The sequence below is a fragment of the Lachnospira eligens genome (genome assembly GCF_009680455.1).
Classification (GTDB): domain Bacteria; phylum Bacillota; class Clostridia; order Lachnospirales; family Lachnospiraceae; genus Lachnospira; species Lachnospira eligens_A.
The window spans coordinates 130,556-147,744 of sequence record NZ_WKRD01000002.1 but is presented as its reverse complement, the minus strand read 5'-3'; the positions used below and the strand labels follow the sequence as shown (position 1 = coordinate 147,744).

The 17,189-nt window shown below is 37.6% G+C and carries 15 protein-coding genes; 14 read left to right on the top strand and 1 reads right to left on the bottom strand.

Annotated elements, in window-relative coordinates:
* The first annotated feature begins 13 nt into the window (after positions 1 to 13).
* Genes pknB through rpe form a run of 3 tightly spaced genes read left to right on the top strand, consistent with a single transcriptional unit; the run spans position 14 to position 3,571 of the window.
* On the top strand, positions 14 to 1,963 hold the full coding sequence (pknB, locus tag GKE48_RS02620; protein WP_154300386.1) for a Stk1 family PASTA domain-containing Ser/Thr kinase: 1,950 nt from the start codon (positions 14 to 16) through the stop codon (positions 1,961 to 1,963).
* 18 nt (positions 1,964 to 1,981) lie between these two features.
* Entirely contained in the window at positions 1,982 to 2,872 is an 891-nt protein-coding gene (gene rsgA, locus GKE48_RS02615; RefSeq protein WP_154300385.1) for a ribosome small subunit-dependent GTPase A, read from the top strand.
* 30 nt (positions 2,873 to 2,902) lie between these two features.
* Positions 2,903 to 3,571 carry a ribulose-phosphate 3-epimerase gene (gene rpe, locus GKE48_RS02610; RefSeq protein WP_055215769.1) on the top strand — a complete coding sequence of 223 codons (669 nt, stop codon included), beginning with the start codon at positions 2,903 to 2,905 and terminating at the stop codon, positions 3,569 to 3,571.
* Between the two features lie 19 nt (positions 3,572 to 3,590).
* Here rpe and ychF read toward each other — a convergent pair whose 3' ends face one another.
* Positions 3,591 to 4,688: a redox-regulated ATPase YchF gene (gene ychF, locus GKE48_RS02605; RefSeq protein ID WP_022097808.1), complete on the bottom strand. Its 1,098-nt coding sequence runs from the start codon at positions 4,686 to 4,688 to the stop codon at positions 3,591 to 3,593.
* Between the two features lie 360 nt (positions 4,689 to 5,048).
* Between ychF and mraZ the strand changes: the two genes are divergently transcribed.
* The 11 genes from mraZ (at position 5,049) to sigE (ending at position 17,170) form a co-directional block, all read left to right on the top strand.
* On the top strand, positions 5,049 to 5,486 hold the full coding sequence (mraZ, locus tag GKE48_RS02600; protein ID WP_041688510.1) for a division/cell wall cluster transcriptional repressor MraZ: 438 nt from the start codon (positions 5,049 to 5,051) through the stop codon (positions 5,484 to 5,486).
* 21 nt (positions 5,487 to 5,507) lie between these two features.
* Positions 5,508 to 6,443 (top strand): 16S rRNA (cytosine(1402)-N(4))-methyltransferase RsmH, encoded by a 936-nt coding sequence (gene rsmH / locus GKE48_RS02595; RefSeq protein ID WP_041688008.1) that lies wholly within the window; start codon positions 5,508 to 5,510, stop codon positions 6,441 to 6,443.
* 22 nt (positions 6,444 to 6,465) lie between these two features.
* Positions 6,466 to 6,954, top strand: a complete 489-nt coding sequence (locus tag GKE48_RS02590) for a cell division protein FtsL (protein ID WP_154300384.1) — start codon at positions 6,466 to 6,468, stop codon at positions 6,952 to 6,954.
* A gap of 41 nt (positions 6,955 to 6,995) precedes the next feature.
* Positions 6,996 to 8,918 (top strand): peptidoglycan D,D-transpeptidase FtsI family protein, encoded by a 1,923-nt coding sequence (locus tag GKE48_RS02585; RefSeq protein WP_154300383.1) that lies wholly within the window; start codon positions 6,996 to 6,998, stop codon positions 8,916 to 8,918.
* 77 nt (positions 8,919 to 8,995) lie between these two features.
* Positions 8,996 to 10,762 carry a peptidoglycan D,D-transpeptidase FtsI family protein gene (locus GKE48_RS02580; protein ID WP_154300382.1) on the top strand — a complete coding sequence of 589 codons (1,767 nt, stop codon included), beginning with the start codon at positions 8,996 to 8,998 and terminating at the stop codon, positions 10,760 to 10,762.
* A gap of 48 nt (positions 10,763 to 10,810) precedes the next feature.
* Positions 10,811 to 12,163 (top strand): UDP-N-acetylmuramoyl-L-alanine--D-glutamate ligase, encoded by a 1,353-nt coding sequence (gene murD, locus GKE48_RS02575; RefSeq protein WP_055286121.1) that lies wholly within the window; start codon positions 10,811 to 10,813, stop codon positions 12,161 to 12,163.
* A gap of 14 nt (positions 12,164 to 12,177) precedes the next feature.
* On the top strand, positions 12,178 to 13,371 hold the full coding sequence (locus GKE48_RS02570; protein WP_154300381.1) for an FtsW/RodA/SpoVE family cell cycle protein: 1,194 nt from the start codon (positions 12,178 to 12,180) through the stop codon (positions 13,369 to 13,371).
* Positions 13,371 to 14,126, top strand: coding sequence for a cell division protein FtsQ/DivIB (locus GKE48_RS02565; protein WP_022097816.1), 756 nt, complete (start codon positions 13,371 to 13,373; stop codon positions 14,124 to 14,126). Before GKE48_RS02570 ends, GKE48_RS02565 begins: the two co-directional genes overlap by 1 nt.
* Positions 14,127 to 14,205: 79 nt before the next feature.
* Complete coding sequence (gene ftsZ, locus GKE48_RS02560; protein ID WP_022097817.1) at positions 14,206 to 15,378, top strand: cell division protein FtsZ; 1,173 nt, start codon at positions 14,206 to 14,208, stop codon at positions 15,376 to 15,378.
* A 142-nt stretch (positions 15,379 to 15,520) separates the two neighbouring features.
* Positions 15,521 to 16,387 carry a sigma-E processing peptidase SpoIIGA gene (locus GKE48_RS02555; protein ID WP_022097818.1) on the top strand — a complete coding sequence of 289 codons (867 nt, stop codon included), beginning with the start codon at positions 15,521 to 15,523 and terminating at the stop codon, positions 16,385 to 16,387.
* 42 nt (positions 16,388 to 16,429) lie between these two features.
* The gene (sigE, locus tag GKE48_RS02550; RefSeq protein ID WP_022097819.1) at positions 16,430 to 17,170 is read left to right on the top strand and encodes an RNA polymerase sporulation sigma factor SigE; all 741 of its coding nucleotides are present in this window, start codon (positions 16,430 to 16,432) and stop codon (positions 17,168 to 17,170) included.
* The last annotated feature ends 19 nt before the right edge of the window (positions 17,171 to 17,189 follow it).

Here is a 17,189-nt window from a genome sequence, read left to right as displayed (position 1 = left end):
AAAGGGATAGGTTATGTTAAGAAAAGGAATGTTTTTAGCTGACAGATACGAGATAATCGAGCAGATTGGCACAGGCGGAATGTCAGATGTTTACAAAGCAAAGTGCCATAAACTCAACAGATATGTTGCTATTAAGGTAATGAAGTCTGAGTTTAGTGAAGACAAGACATTTGTATCTAAGTTCAGGGCGGAGGCACAGTCTGTAGCAGGATTTACACATCCTAATGTAGTTAATGTATATGATGTCGGTGATGAGAACGGAGTATATTATATTGTAATGGAGCTTGTAGAGGGTATAACTCTTAAGAAATACATAGAAAAGCGTGGCAAAATACCTTTTAAAGAAGCTGTAAGCATTGCAATTCAGGTTGCTAACGGACTTGATGCAGCACATAAGCATAATATTGTCCACAGGGATATTAAGCCACAGAACATTATTATATCTAAGGAAGGCAAGGTCAAGGTAACAGACTTTGGAATTGCCAAGGTTGCTTCATCAAGTACAATTAATTCGTCATCAACAATGGGTTCGGTTCATTATATTTCACCTGAACAGGCAAGAGGCGGATATTCTGATGCGAGAAGTGATATATACTCTCTCGGTATAACAATATTTGAGATGCTGACAGGTACAGTACCGTTTGATGGTGACTCTACAGTTGCAGTAGCAGTACAGCATATTCAGGATGAGATACCTGCACCATCTACGGTTGTAGCGGATATACCATTAAGTATAGACAGAATTGTTATTAAATGTACACAGAAGAAACCGGACAGAAGATATCAGACAGCAGCAGAACTTATAACAGATCTTAAAAAAGCTCTTGTAATGCCAGATGAAGATTTTGTTAAGATGGCTCCGGCTTATGCAGCAGCAGGAGTGGCAGCTACAGCTTCATCTGATACAGAAGAAGTTAATGCTGGTGAGAATGATGATGCATTATCAGATGATGATATTTTTCTGGAAGATGATGAAAATGAAGATTCAGATAATGAATTACAGGAAGACGATGAGGATGTAGATATTGATGATGAGGATAATGACAAGCTGGATTTAATTATGAAAATAATTGGAATAGGAATAGCTGTTATTATACTTATTGTTACAATATTTGTTATTGTTAAGCTTGTTGGAAGCACTAAGTCACATAAGAATGAAAATACAGAAACTCTATCAACTACAGAAGAGACTGTATCAACAGCAAATGCCAAGGATACAGTTACAGTTCCTAAGGTTGAGGGCATGACTAAGGATGAAGCTGTTAAAGCACTTAATGATGTCGGACTTGGCTATAAGCAGGTTGTACAGAGCTCTAAGACAGTGGCTAAGGATACTGTAATTTCACAGGGAACTAAGGCAGGTGCCAAGGTGGCAAAGAATACACAGATTATTCTTACTATAAGTGGTGGGGAAGAAGTTGTTAATACAACAGTTCCATCTGTTACAGGGGAATCAGAATCTGATGCAAGAGAAAAACTGGAATCAGCAGGATTTAAGGTTTTGGTTGATTATGATTACAGCAGCACTGTTGATGCGGGCAAAGTAATTAAGGCTTCTCCATCAGGAAGTGTGGCACAGGGAACAACAGTTACAATTACAGTAAGCCGTGGAAAGCAAATTAAGAATGTTACAATGGCAAATCTTGTAGGAATGACAGAAGGTCAGGCTAGGCAGTGGCTTGAAAATAACGGTCTTAATGTTGAAGTATTAAGTGGAACATCAGGAAATGTTATATTTTGTAATTATTCTGAAGGAACTTCAGTTCCAGAGGGAACAACAGTTACAATTATGCTAGGTAATAAGCAGGAGACAACAACAAAGGCAACTGAAGCTGATAAGAATAGCAATACTAATCAGGGTAGCAGTTCGGATAATAATTCGAATGGAAACAATAATGCAAATGGAAATAATTCTGATTCGAATAATCAGCCAAATAATGCAGAACAGAAGCCACAGAATTAATCAGGTATAATTATTTATATGCAGGGAAAGATAATTAAGGGTATCGCTGGTTTCTACTATATACATGTAGAAACCAGCGGTATTTATGAATGTAAGGCAAAAGGGATATTCAGAAACCGACACATTAAACCACTGGTTGGTGATAATGTGGAGATAGAAGTTATTGATAAGGATAATTTCAAAGGAAATGTGGTGGACATCCTTCCAAGAAAGAACGAACTTATAAGACCGGCTTCTGCTAATATTGACCAGGCAATGGTTATATTTGCAGTAAAGACGCCAGAACCTAATTTTAATCTGCTTGATAAATTCATTCTTATGATGAATTATCAGGATGTTCCGACAGTTGTATGCTTTAATAAGGAAGAACTGGCTGATGATGAATATAAGAATGAATTAAAGAAGAAGTATGAGGGGTGTGGATGTGAATGCATATTTATAAGTGCAAAGAATAATATTGGCATTGGCAGGATAATGGAAGTACTGAAAGGAAAGACAACAGTACTTGCAGGTCCTTCAGGAGTTGGCAAATCAACACTTACCAATCTGCTTATACCGGACATGGAAGAGCAGGGAGAAGTCAGCCAGACAGGAGAAGTAAGCAGGATAGGCCGAGGAAGGCATACTACAAGACATTCCGAGATATACAATGTATGTAAGCAAACATATATATGTGATACTCCGGGATTTACATCACTTAATCTTCCGGATGTTGAGAAAGAAGATTTGAGATTTTACTTTGAAGAGTTTGTACCATTCGAAGGAAAGTGCAGATTCAATGGCTGCATGCATGTAAGCGAACCGGGATGTGCGGTAAAACAGGCAGTTGAAGACGGAATTATCAATTATGACAGATATAAGTCATACACAGATATATTTGAAGAAATAAAGAACAAGAAGAAGTACTAAATGTACTTGAAAACAGAAAGGTTGTTAATTATGAGTGGTTTAAAGAAAATTTTGTCACCATCAATATTATCGGCAGACTTCAAGAAATTAGGAGAAGAGCTTGAAACGATTGATAAGGCAGGAGCTGAATATGTTCATGTAGATGTTATGGATGGACTTTTTGTAAAGAGTATTTCATTCGGAATGCCAGTTATTAAGTCAGCAAGAAGTGCGACTGACAAGGTTTTTGATGTACATCTTATGATTGAAGAGCCTATAAGATATATAGAAGATTTTGTTAAGGCAGGAGCTGATATAATTACAGTACATGTTGAAGCGTGTAAGGATGTTGTTGCTACATTAGAAAAGATTAAGGAATGTGGTGTAAAAGCAGCTATAACACTTAATCCACCGACACCGGTATCAGCAATTGAGCCTTATCTTGATAAGGTAGATATGGTTCTTGTAATGAGCGTTAATCCGGGATTTGGGGGACAGAAGTTCATACCGGAATCACTTGATAAAGTAAAAGAAATAAGAACTTTATTAGATGCTAAAGGACTTGATACAGATATTGAGATAGATGGTGGAGTGAATGCCGGAAATCTTGCATCAATTCTTGAGGCAGGTGCTAATGTAATAGTAGCAGGTTCAGCGATCTTTTCTGGAGATGTAGCTGATAATGTTAAGAAGTTTAAAGAAATAATGGGCGCGTGGTAAAACCACACGCCCATTAATATTATACATTGAATCTGAAAAGGATTACATCGCCATCTTTAACGACATATTCTTTACCTTCCATTCTTACAAGACCTTTCTCTTTGGCTCCGTTATATGAACCACAGTCAAGTAAATCCTGATAGTAAACAACTTCTGCTTTAATGAAGCCTCTTTCGAAATCACTGTGAATCTTTCCGGCAGCCTGCGGAGCTTTAGTTCCCTTAGTGATTGTCCATGCTCTGGTTTCTGTCTCGCCTGCTGTTAAGTAACTGATAAGACCAAGAATACGGTAGCTTGCTGCAATAAGTTTATCAAGACCTGATGAACTTATGCCAAGGTCTTCAAGAAACATCTTCTTCTCATCATCATCTAATTCTGAGATTTCCTGTTCAATCTGTGCACAGATAACGAATACTTCACAGTTATCCTTCTTAGAATATTCTCTTACTCTTTCAACATATTCATTGTCAGCACCATCATTGGCAAGGTCATCTTCTGACACGTTAGCTGCAAAGATTACAGGCTTAGCTGTAAGAAGGTTGTATTCCTTTAAAAATGCTTCTTCATCTTCGTCCTGACATTCAAAATTCTTAGCTAAATTACCTTCTTCAAGGAAAGCCTTAAGTCTTTCGAGAAGGTCACATTCTTTAGCAATATCCTTGTTATTGTATGAAGCACGCTTCTGCTTTGACAGACGTCTGTCTAATACTTCAATATCAGAGAATATAAGCTCAAGGTTAATAGTTTCAATATCTCTTATTGGGTCAATAGAGCCATCAACATGAACGATGTTAGAATCTTCAAAACATCTTACAACATGAACGATAGCATCAACCTCACGGATGTTGGCAAGGAACTGGTTTCCAAGACCTTCACCCTTAGATGCACCTTTAACAAGACCTGCAATATCTACGAATTCAATAACAGCAGGTGTTATCTTTGCTGAATTATATAAAGCGGCAAGCTTGTCAAGTCTGTCATCCGGAACTGCAACAACACCGACATTAGGGTCAATTGTACAGAAAGGATAGTTAGCTGACTCTGCTCCTGCCTTAGTAAGTGAATTAAAAAGGGTACTTTTGCCGACATTAGGCAGACCCACGATACCAAGCTTCATAATAGAATCTCCTCATTAATTATTCTTATGATTATTCGTTCCAGAGTTCTTAAAATGTAAAAAAGAATCCAGTACAAAATCATATTATACAAAAATTTTTCTTTAAAAACAACATATAATTTACTTATTAAAATAATTTATATAAAAGTATAAGAATATATCCATATATTGTGCTGAAAATGATGACAAAACACTATATAAGCAATCAAAACACGAAATGGAGAAAAAGACTGTTATTAACTGCCTTCTGACATTAAATAAACTAAAAAAAGGACTTGTTTTTTAAACACTTTAAGTATAAAATTGACATTAAAGTGGTGGAAAGTGGAGCTTAATGGTAGAAAGTGGGGTGCGATAGTTATGTTGATGGGCGAATACAACCATACAATAGATGCTAAAGGCAGACTAATCGTACCGGCTAAATTCCGTGAGGTTCTGGGAGATGAATTCGTGGTTACCAAAGGCCTTGATAACTGCCTGTTTGTTTACCCGAATGATGAATGGCAGAAATTTGAAGAAAAGTTACAGACATTACCACTTACCAATAAGAATGCAAGACAGTTTACAAGATTCTTTCTTGCAGGTGCAGCAAGCGTAGAAGTGGATAAGCAGGGCAGAATACTTCTTCCATCAGTATTACGCGAGTTTGCAGGCTTGGAAAAAGATGTAGTTTTAGTGGGCGTTGCAAGCAGAATTGAAATCTGGAGCAAAGACCGCTGGCTGCAGAGTATCAGTACCTATGATGATGATATGGATGAAGTAGCAGCGAATATGGAGAGTCTTGGATTTTCTATATAATATGCAGACATGAGGTTTATTATGGAATTTAAACACAAATCAGTTCTTTTGGAAGAAACAATTGACAATCTGAATATTAAACCTGATGGAATCTATGTTGATGGAACACTTGGCGGTGCAGGACATTCATATCAGATAGCGAAAAGACTTACAGGTGGTGGCAGACTTATAGGTATAGATCAGGACGCGGACGCAATTGCGGCAGCGACAGAAAGACTTAAAGAATTCGAAGAACGGGTAACAATAGTAAGAAATAATTATTGCAATATGGACAAGGTTCTTGATGAACTTGGAATTGATAAAGTAGATGGGATACTTCTTGACATAGGAGTTTCATCGTATCAGTTAGATACAGCAAGCAGAGGATTTACTTATAATGTAGATACTGCTCTTGATATGAGAATGGATCAGAGACAGGAGATGACAGCAAAGGATCTTGTTAATACATATAGTGAGATGGAGCTTTTCAGAATCATAAGGGATTATGGAGAGGACAGATTTGCTAAGAATATTGCTAAACACATAGTTGCGGCAAGAAAAGAAAAGCCGATAGAAACAACATTTGAACTAAATGAGATTATAAAGGCTTCTATTCCGGCAAAGGTGAGGGCGACAGGAGGTCATCCATCCAAGAGAACATACCAGGCTATAAGAATTGAACTTAACAGGGAATTAGATGTCTTAGAGAATTCAATTGATATGATGATAGACAGGCTTAATCCACAGGGACGTTTATGTATCATAACATTCCATTCACTAGAGGACAGAATAGTTAAGGCAAGATTTAGAAACAATGAGAATCCATGTACATGTCCACCGGATTTCCCAGTATGTGTATGCGGAAAGAAATCAAAAGGAAAGGTTATAACAAGAAAACCTATAGTTCCCGGAGATGAAGAACTAAACGAGAATCAGCGGTCTAAAAGCTCTAAACTGAGGGTGTTTGAAAGAATATAAAACATTTATGGAGGGGAAAGTTTTGGAGAAGAGAAGAAATGTTGTAAATCACAGGACAACTGAATATCAGTATGGAAGTGCAGTAAGAAAGCTGCAGACTGTTCCAGAAGTACATACTTATGAGCATGAAAGAAGAATTGAGGAGCAGGAGCAGGAGAGAAGACAAAGAAGAAGAGAGATAAGAAGAAATAACAGGGTTAACCTTGTATATACTACAGTGCTTGCTATCTGTGCAACAGCAGTATTTGCAATATGCTACCAGTATCTTAATCTCCAGTCAGATATTAAGACTAACAGTACTGCTGTAGTTGAGCTTCAGAATCAGCTTAACTCACTTAAGGCAGAGAATAACAGCCATGAATCAGAGATTAATGCAGGCATTGATTATAACGCAATATATGATACAGCTGTCAATGAACTTGGTATGGTATATCCAAGCAGAAGCCAGGTAATCGGTTATGATTCAAAGGAAAGTGAATATGTAAAGCAGTATAAGGATATCTCAAAATAACTAAAATGTGTGGCAGTGCAATATAAAGGATTGATAAATTTATGGACAATACCAGTGAAGCAAGAAGAAAGAAAATAATGCGCAGGAAACGCGCAATGCTTAAGAGGACACACAGAAGAATTAATGTTACATTTATAATAGTATTTGTATTATTACTTGTACTTGGTGTAAGGATATTTATGATTAACTATACACATGGGGAGGAATATTCCCAGGCGGTGCTTAATCATCAGACATATACATCAACTACAATTCCTTATATGCGTGGTAATATTACTGCAAGTGACGGAACAGTTCTGGCATATAGTGAGAAGGTGTATAATCTGATACTTGATGTAAAGAGTGTTACATCAGAGGATGGAAAATATCTTAATAATACAATAGATGCATTAGTAAAATGTTTTGGTCTTGATAAAGATAATATTAAAAAAATAATTAACGATAATCCTTCAAGCCAGTATCAGAAGCTGCTTAAGGAACTGACATCAGATGAGATAGCTGAATTTAATGAGCTTAAGGCACAGAAGAACAGCAATATATATGGTGTATGGTTTGAGGAAAGCTATGTGAGAAAATATCCGTTCAATACTCTTGCATGCGATGCTATAGGTTTTGCATCCAATGTCAATGGTGGTGAGCTTGGTCTTGAAAGCCAGTATGACGATGAGCTTTCAGGAACAGACGGAGTTTCATACAGCTATGTTGATGAAGATCTCAATGCAGTAGAAACGACAAAGGCAGCAGTTAACGGTAATAACATTATTACAACAATTGATTATAATGTGCAGTCTATAATAGAGAAATATATGGTTGCATATAATCAGGAAAAACCATCTAAGAATACAGCAATTGTTGTTATGAATCCTAAGAATGGTGAGATTCTTGGAATGGCAAGCTATCCACAGTTTGACCTTAATAATCCCAGAAATCTTGCAAATGTATATTCTGAAGAGCAGCTTGCGTCAATGTCGGATACAGATGTAACCAATGCGTTGTATCAGTTATGGACTAACTATTGTGTATCAGAGTCATATGAGCCGGGTTCAACTTATAAGCCATTTACTATTGCAGCAGGTCTTGAAGAAGGCGTTGTGCATGATGGAGATACTTATGAATGTAAGGGATATGAGTATGTTGGTCCTGATATGATTAAGTGCCACTCATATTCAACAATAGGAAGCCATGGTGTGCTTACATTGTCGCAGGCATTGGAAAATTCATGTAATCCTTACATGATTAATATTGCAATAAAACTTGGCAATGTCAGATTTGCACAGTATGAGAAAATGTTTGGATTTGGTGCAAAGACTGGTATAGACCTTCCTGGTGAAGCTACAGGTATTATGTATGATGAGAATAAGATAACTACAATAGATGCTGCAACCAATTCATTTGGACAGAATGTTAATGTTAATATGGTACAGATGCTGTCAGCGTATAGTTCTCTTATTAATGATGGCAAGTATTATCAGCCACATATTGTTAAGAGAATAGAATCAGCTAATGGGGAAGTTGTTAAAGAAAATTCACCGGTTCTTGTAAGGCAGACAGTAACTGCTTCAACATCAAAGTATCTTAGAAAATATCTGGAAAATACAGTAGAATTAGGAACAGCACATAAGGCGTATATAGAGGGGTATTCTATTGCAGGAAAGACTGGTACTGCACAGAAAATCCCAAGAGCTGACCTTAAGTGGGTTATCTCATTTATAGGGCATGCTCCGGCAGATGATCCTAAATTTGCAATATACATTGTTCTTGATGAACCGGATGGAACGACTGGAACATCGGGAAGTACATCAGATGCACTTATACTTGCAAAAGATATTATGACGGAGCTGCTGCCTTATATGAATGTGTATAAGGATACAGACGAGCCATATGTTGATCCGGGAAATGCACCGGAGGAATCAGGAGTTTCAGATGTCCCTGTTTCGGAACCGGCTACAACAGGCAGTAACTAAAATTATGTAATAATAAGTAGAATAACCCTGCTTTGCTTCTCATAAAATGTAGAAGACTAAAGCGGGGTTATTTGTCAATGAAGGATAATGGCACATTTGGCTGGCTCAGTACCGGTCATAGAAAAAAACTTGTGTTAATGATAGCTGCAATCCTTATGGTTTGTATTCTTGAATGCGTAAGGCTTGGTGTTATTATGACGGTAAAGTCAGAGTATTATATGCAAAAGGCTGATGAGCTTCATCAGAGGGAGAGGAGAATTAAGGCAAAGAGAGGAAGGATTCTTGACAGAAATGGCGAAATACTTGCAGCTAATGAAGTGGTATGTACAGTTTCTGTAATACATAGTCAGATAGATGACGAAGATAAGGTTATAAAAGTGCTTGCAGGTGAACTTGATATGGACGTAGAGGAAGTGACTAAGAAAGTTAAGAAAGTATCCTCTATGGAATATATTAAGACAAATGTGGCAAAGGATATCGGAGATGCAATAAGGGAATATGACCTGCCGGGTGTTAAGATTGACGAGGATTATAAGCGGGTATATCCGTATAATGAACTGGCTTCAAAAGTGCTTGGCTTTACTGGTGCTGATAATCAGGGAATACTTGGACTGGAAGCTAAATATGACACATATCTGTCAGGTACTAACGGTCAGATTCTTACACTGTCAGATGCAGGGGGGATTGAGATAAAGGGCAGCCGGGAAGATCGTATTCTGCCAGTTGACGGACAGGATCTGTATACAACGCTTGATGTTAATATACAGAAATATGCAACCCAGCTTGCATGGGAGACTATGGTAAAGAAAGAGGCAAAACAGGTAAGTATTATTGTGATGCGTCCTGATAATGGCGAGATACTTGCTATGGCAAATGTTCCGGAATACAATCTTAATTCTCCGTATGAGCTTAATTATGAGCCTGATGAGGAAGAGGCGCAGAAGGATAAGATGGATCTTCTTAATAATATGTGGCGGAATTTCTGCATAAATGATACATATGAACCGGGCTCAATATTTAAGACAGTTACTGCAACAGCAGCACTTGAGACAGGCGTGGTGGGTTTAAATGATTCTTTCACATGTTCAGGTGCAACGGTTGTTTCTGACAGAAGAATAAGATGTCACAAAACAACAGGACATGGAACACAGGATTTTACACATACAGTGTATAATTCGTGTAATCCGGCATTTGTTGAATGGGGCAGAAGAGTCGGTACTGATAATATGTATCTGTACATGGGTAAGCTTGGACTTCTTGCAAAGACAGGAATAGATCTGTCAGGAGAGGCAGGAACGATTATTCATAAGCAGGAAAATGTAGGTGCAGTTGAGCTTGCCACAATGTCATTCGGACAGTCTTTCCAGATAACACCCGTTCAGATGTTAAGGGCTGTTTCGGCGATTGTAAATGGTGGAAGACTTGTTACACCACATTTTGGCTTATACACAGGTTCATCAGATGGTTCAGTGGTAAATGAATTTGCATATTCAACACAGGATGAGGCAATATCATCCCAAACGAGTGAAACGATGAAAAAGATTCTTGAGGGTGTAGTGTCAGAAGGCGGAGGAACGAAAGCATATATTGACGGCTATTCGATAGGAGGAAAAACGGCAACATCACAGAAGCTGCCAAGAGGTTCAGGAAAATATATTTCATCATTCATAGGATTTGCTCCGGCTGATAATCCACAGGTTATAGCGATGTGCTTAATTGATGAACCAACAGGTGTATATTATGGTGGAACAATTGCTGCTCCTGTTGTTAAGACACTGTATGAAAATATATTGCCGTATATTGGTATAGAAAGGTCAGTTCAACTTGAAAAAAACGATGATTGATAGTAATATATTTTTGTATACATTTTGTATGAAAGGAAGTAAACGACGATGGATTTAAAGAATAAGACAGTAATGGTCGTGGGAACAGGTATAAGTGGTATTGGAGCCGTAGACCTTTTGAATAAAGTTGGTGCTGACTGCATACTGTATGATGGCAATGAAAAGCTTGACAGACAGAAGGTGCAGGAGAAGTTAGGAGATAACAAGGCAGAGATTATCATCGGAGCATTTGATGAGTCACTTCTTCCGAAGATTGATCTGCTTGTAATAAGTCCGGGTGTTCCTATTGACAGTCCGATAGTGCTTACATTTAAGAATGCCGGTATCCCTGTATGGGGCGAGATTGAGCTTGCATATAATTATGATAAGGGTAAGGTTATTGCAATTACAGGAACTAACGGAAAGACAACAACTACAGCACTTGTTGGACAGATAATTGCTGCATATAATGAGAAAACATTTGTCGTTGGTAATATAGGCAATTCATATACAGGTGAAGTGTTAAAGACAAGTGAGGACTCATATACAGTTGCTGAGATAAGCAGCTTCCAGTTAGAGACAGTACATGAATTCCATCCGATTGTATCTGCAATTCTTAATATTACACCTGACCATCTTAACAGACACCATACAATGGAATGCTATGCATGGACCAAGGAAAGAATAAGTGAGAACCAGACTAAGGCAGATACATGTGTGCTTAATCTTGAGGATAAGTATCTTACAGACTTTGCACCTGAGTGTAAGGCTGATGTCGTGTGGTTTTCAAGTGAAAGAAAGCCATCAGTCGGAGCATATGTAGATGGTGAGATGATTAAGTATACAGATGGAACTAATGATTATGACATGTTGAATGTTCATGACATGAATCTTTTAGGAAAGCATAACTATGAAAATGTATGTGCAGCAATTGCAATGACTAAGGCTGCCGGAATTCCTGATGATATTATAATAGAACAGGTTAAGAAATTTAAGGCTGTTGAACACAGAATTGAATATGTTGCAACTAAGAATGGTGTTGATTACTATAATGATTCCAAGGGAACTAACCCAGAGGCAGCAGTTAAGGCTATTGAAGCTATGGTTAAACCTACAATTCTTATCGGCGGAGGTTATGATAAAGGCTCAGAATTCGACCTTTATGTAAAGGCATTTAAGGATAAGGTTAAGCTTCTTGTGCTTATAGGACAGACAAGTGCCAAGATTGCTGATACATGTAAGAAATATGGCTTTGATAATATCGAATATGCTGATTCAATGGAACAGGTAGTAGATATATGTGCTAAAAATGCGGTGAGTGGAGATGCGGTTCTTTTATCTCCTGCATGTGCAAGCTGGGGAATGTTCGATAACTACGAACAAAGAGGAAGAATATTCAAGGATCTTGTCAATAATCTGTAAAAAGGCGGTGCTTTATGCCGGGGAATAATAGAAATAGAAGAAATAACAGAAACAGAAAAAAGAGAAAACAATATGGATTTTACTTTGATTACACTCTTCTTTTTGTGCTTGTATTCATAGTTGGCTTTGGACTTACAATGATTTACAGCACAAGCTCATATACAGCGCAGATTGAAGAGGGTGATCCGGAATTTTATTTCAGAAAACAGCTTATATTTACTATAATAGGCTTTGCTTTAATGATAGTTGAAACTAAGATTTTAGATTATCATTATCTTAAGAAGCTTGCAGTTGTAATATATATAGGCGGACTTCTTTGCATGTTCCTTTTAAAGACTCCTCTTGGAATTACAAGAAATGGAGCTACCAGATGGATAAAGATTCCGGGTTTGGGACGATTTCAGCCTGCGGAGCTTGTAAAGATTGGAACGATTGCCATGACTGCACTTCTTATAGTGAAAGCAGGGCAGAACATAAAGAAATTCAGGACTGTTATAGTGATATGTATAATATCCGGTTTTGCACCGGCACTGCTTGTTTATGTGCTGTCTTCTAATATGAGCAGCGCACTTATTGTAGCACTTATCTCAGTTGTTATGACATTTGTGGCATATCCGGGATATAAAATATATGTTGCACTGACGGGGCTGGCAGCGGTGGCTTTTGGCGCATTTTACTCATGGATAAAGAAGATGGCAGTGTCGGGAAATATGACTGGAAAATTCAGATTAAACCGTATACTTGTATGGCTTAATCCTGAGAAATATATTGATGACAAGGGATACCAGACAGTTCAGGCGTTATATGCCATAGGCTCAGGAGGTCTTTTTGGCAAAGGTCTTGGCAAGAGTCTTCAGAAGCTTGGATATATCCCGGAATCACAGAATGATATGATATTCTCTGTTATATGTGAGGAGTTGGGACTTTTTGGAGCATTCTGCCTGATTGCCCTGTTTATTGTAATGTTATGGAGAATTAATCATATAGCACAGAATGCACCTGATTTGTTTGGTTCAATGCTTGCAACAGGAGTATTTGCACATATTGCCATACAGGTAATTCTTAATATAGCAGTTGTAACTAATACAATACCTAATACGGGAGTATCACTTCCATTCATAAGTTATGGAGGTACGGCGGCAGTATTTTTGCTGCTTGAACTTGGGGTTGTATTTAATATAAGCAGTCAGATTAAGTTGGAAAGATAATGGGTAGTAGGAATAGTAACAGTGTAAACCAGAAAAAAAGACGGGGCAGAAAAAGAAAGAAAGCCCTTATTATATTTGCAGTTATTGCAGCTGTTGCCGGAATGCTTTTTGGTGTTACATATAAGGTGTTTGAGGCTGATACAATAGAATTTGTGGGTTCAACTCATTATTCGGATGAAGAACTTAAAAAATATATATTTGGTGGTGATTATGTTAATCTGCTATATTTCAGGATTTTTGGACAAAAAGACACCAAAATACCATTTATCCAGAAATATGATGTTGAGACGGACTGGCCGGACAGGCTTTATGTAACAGTATATGAAAAGGCAATAGTAGGTTATGTCAGGTACATGGGCTGTAATATGTATTTTGATAAAGATGGAATTGTAGTAGAAAGCTCAACGGATTTATATGAAAATGTTCCGCAGATTGACGGACTTAAGTTTGATTCAATAGTAATCAATACGAAGCTTGATGTGGGAAATGCAGATATATACAATACAATTCTTGATCTTATACAGAGCTTTGATAAGTATGATATTGATGTGGACAAAGTGTATTTTGATGCCTCTTATAATATTACGCTTTATATGGGCGATGTTAAGGTAAGCCTTGGAAGCAGCAAGGATTTTACAGACAGGCTTTTTGAATTAAAGCAGTTATCATCCAGATTCGGAACACTTAAAGGAACACTGTATCTTGATGATTATAATGGCGATGAAAGTTCTATAATTTTTAAACGTGAAAAGTAAAAAAACGGTTGATATTTTAGATGAAAAATTATAATATATTATGTAGTGCAATTTTTAGATATTAAAGGAGGCAACAACCTTGTTAGAGATAATGACTAATGACCAGGAGTCATCAGCAAAGATTATAGTTGTTGGTGTAGGTGGAGCGGGAAATAACGCGGTTAACAGAATGATAGATGAGAATATCGGAGGAGTTGAATTTATTGGTATTAATACTGATAGTCAGGCACTCACTTTATGTAAGGCTCCAACTGCTATCCAGATAGGTGAGAAGCTCACTAAGGGACTTGGAGCAGGCGCACAGCCTGAGATTGGTGAGAAGGCAGCAGAGGAGAATGTTGAAGAACTTACACAGGCAATTAAAGGTGCTGATATGGTATTCGTTACATGTGGTATGGGTGGCGGAACCGGTACAGGTGCAGCTCCTGTAGTAGCTAAGATTTCTAAGGATATGGGAATTCTTACAGTAGGTGTTGTTACTAAGCCTTTCAAGTTTGAAGCAAGAACAAGAATGGCTAATGCTGAATCAGGAATTGAGAAGCTTAAGGAGAACGTAGATACACTTATTGTTATTCCTAATGACAAGCTTTTAGAGATAGTAGACAGAAGAACAACTATGCCAGAGGCATTAAAGAAGGCTGATGAAGTGTTACAGCAGGCTGTTCAGGGAATTACAGACCTTATCAATGTACCAGGTCTTATTAACCTTGACTTTGCTGATGTTAAGACTGTTATGGTGGACAAGGGTGTTGCACATATCGGTATCGGTACAGCTACAGGCGATGACAAGGCTATCGAAGCAGTTAAGCAGGCTGTTACAAGCCCACTTCTTGAGACAACTATTGAGGGTGCATCTCATGTTATCATCAATATCTCAGGTGATATCAGTCTTATCGAAGCTAATGAAGCTGCAAGCTACGTTCAGGAACTTGCAGGAGATAATGCTAACATTATCTTTGGTGCTATGTATGATGAGAGCGTTACAGATCAGGCTACAATTACTGTTATCGCAACAGGTCTTGAGGACGGTAATGTTAATAAGGCTATGGCAGGATTTGCAGGTATGGCACAGGCAACAAGACCAACTGTTAATGTTAAGCCACAGTATACATATTCACAGCCAGCAGCAAGAACATCTTCGGCATCAAATGATGCTCCGCTTCCAGGACTTAAGCAGCCATCACCTGTTACACCACAGGTTAAGGACAGAGGAATCACAATTCCAACATTTTTACAGAAGAATAAGAAGTAATAATTTAATATAAGTATATTTAACACCGTCAGTTTGCTGGCGGTGTTTTTTTGTGCCCACTCTGTTGTTTTGACAAATTTTGCATGATATGTCGTATATAATTCCACTTGTAACAAAGAAACGGATTCAAAGCAAGGAGGTGATGTACGAAACGGTTATATATGCAGATGTTCTGTTTGGAATAAACCTTGTGGCAAACCTGTGCGTGCTGCTTATAACAGACTGGATATTTAAATTTTCTGCCAGAATATCCAGAATGATTATTTCTGCCACTTTAGGAGCTGTATGGGCTGTCATATGTGTGTGTATTCCACTAAGATTTGCACTGCTTGAAAAGTTTATTACATATGTTCCGGTAACATTAATCATGGCTATGATAATGCTTTCCGGTACTAAAGACTTTAAGCAGAAAACATCAAAACAATTAAAGCTTTATATGAGGAATCTGTTGAAAGCAGGTGCAGGAATGATTCTTATTGCACTTTTTGCAGGTGGGATAATGCATTGGTTAAAGTACACATTTGCAGGGTATTTTATTGGAAATGTAATTCTGTCTGACAGTGAGCTTGTAATCTTTCTTACTGTGACGGTTATAGTTGTTGTCATTGTGCTTAAGACACTTAAAACTATCAGGATAACAGATGGTTTGAAAAGACACATTGTGATTGGCGTAGCAGAACGGGAATTTGAAATGGACGCAATAATTGATACAGGCAACAGCCTTATTGATTATGTTGGGAAAAGACCTGTTACAGTGGTTGAAAGAACGTATTTCAACGATATTCTCAGTGACATAGATAACTTACAAAAGCTTGGATATCATCTGATTCCATATAACAGTGTGGGAAATTCAGGTGGGATGATGGAAATCATAACAGCAGATTATATACATATATACGAGGGAGAAAATGTTGTGAAAAGGGAGCATGCGGCTATAGGTATGTCTCTTAGGCAGATTAATAAGAATGGGGATTATCATGCCCTTTTGGGGAAGGACATGATTATGTAGAAGAATCGGAAGTTTGAAGAAAATAAAAGGATGGATAGAAATATGGTAGTAAAGGTTGCGATGGCGGATCATTTTCAGTTTAAGGTAATGCCTTCTATAAAGAATTTTTGTTTATTAAAGCAGGGTGACGTACATTATATAGGTGGGACAGATATATTGCCGGCACCACTTGGGGCAAGTGAGGAACAGAACGCAATAGAAGCACTGGGGACAGCTTCTGATGCTGAAGCAAAGCACACCCTGATAGAACATAATTTAAGGCTTGTTGTTTATATTGCGAAGAAATTTGACAATACAGGGGTTGGCGTAGAGGATTTGATATCAATTGGAACAATAGGGCTTATCAAAGCAATTAATTCATATGATAAGGATAAAAATATCAAGCTTGCAACATATGCATCAAGGTGTATAGAAAACGAAATTCTTATGTATCTTAGAAGAAACAGTAAGATAAAAGCAGAAGTGTCAATTGATGAACCGCTTAATGTTGACTGGGATGGTAATGAACTTCTGTTGTCAGACATTATTGGAACGGATGAGGATATTATATATAGGGATATTGAAACAGAGGTTGAGTGCAAAATGCTTAAAAAGGCTATAAACCAGCTTCCGGAGCGTGAAAGAATAATAGTTGATTTGAGATTTGGTTTGAGTTCAGAGGATGGAGAAGAAAAGACACAGAAAGAGGTTGCTGATATGTTAGGAATTTCACAATCATATATTTCAAGGCTTGAAAAGAAAATAATGCGTCAGTTAAGAAAAGAAATGGTTAAAAGTTGTTGACATTTACCCCTTCCTTATG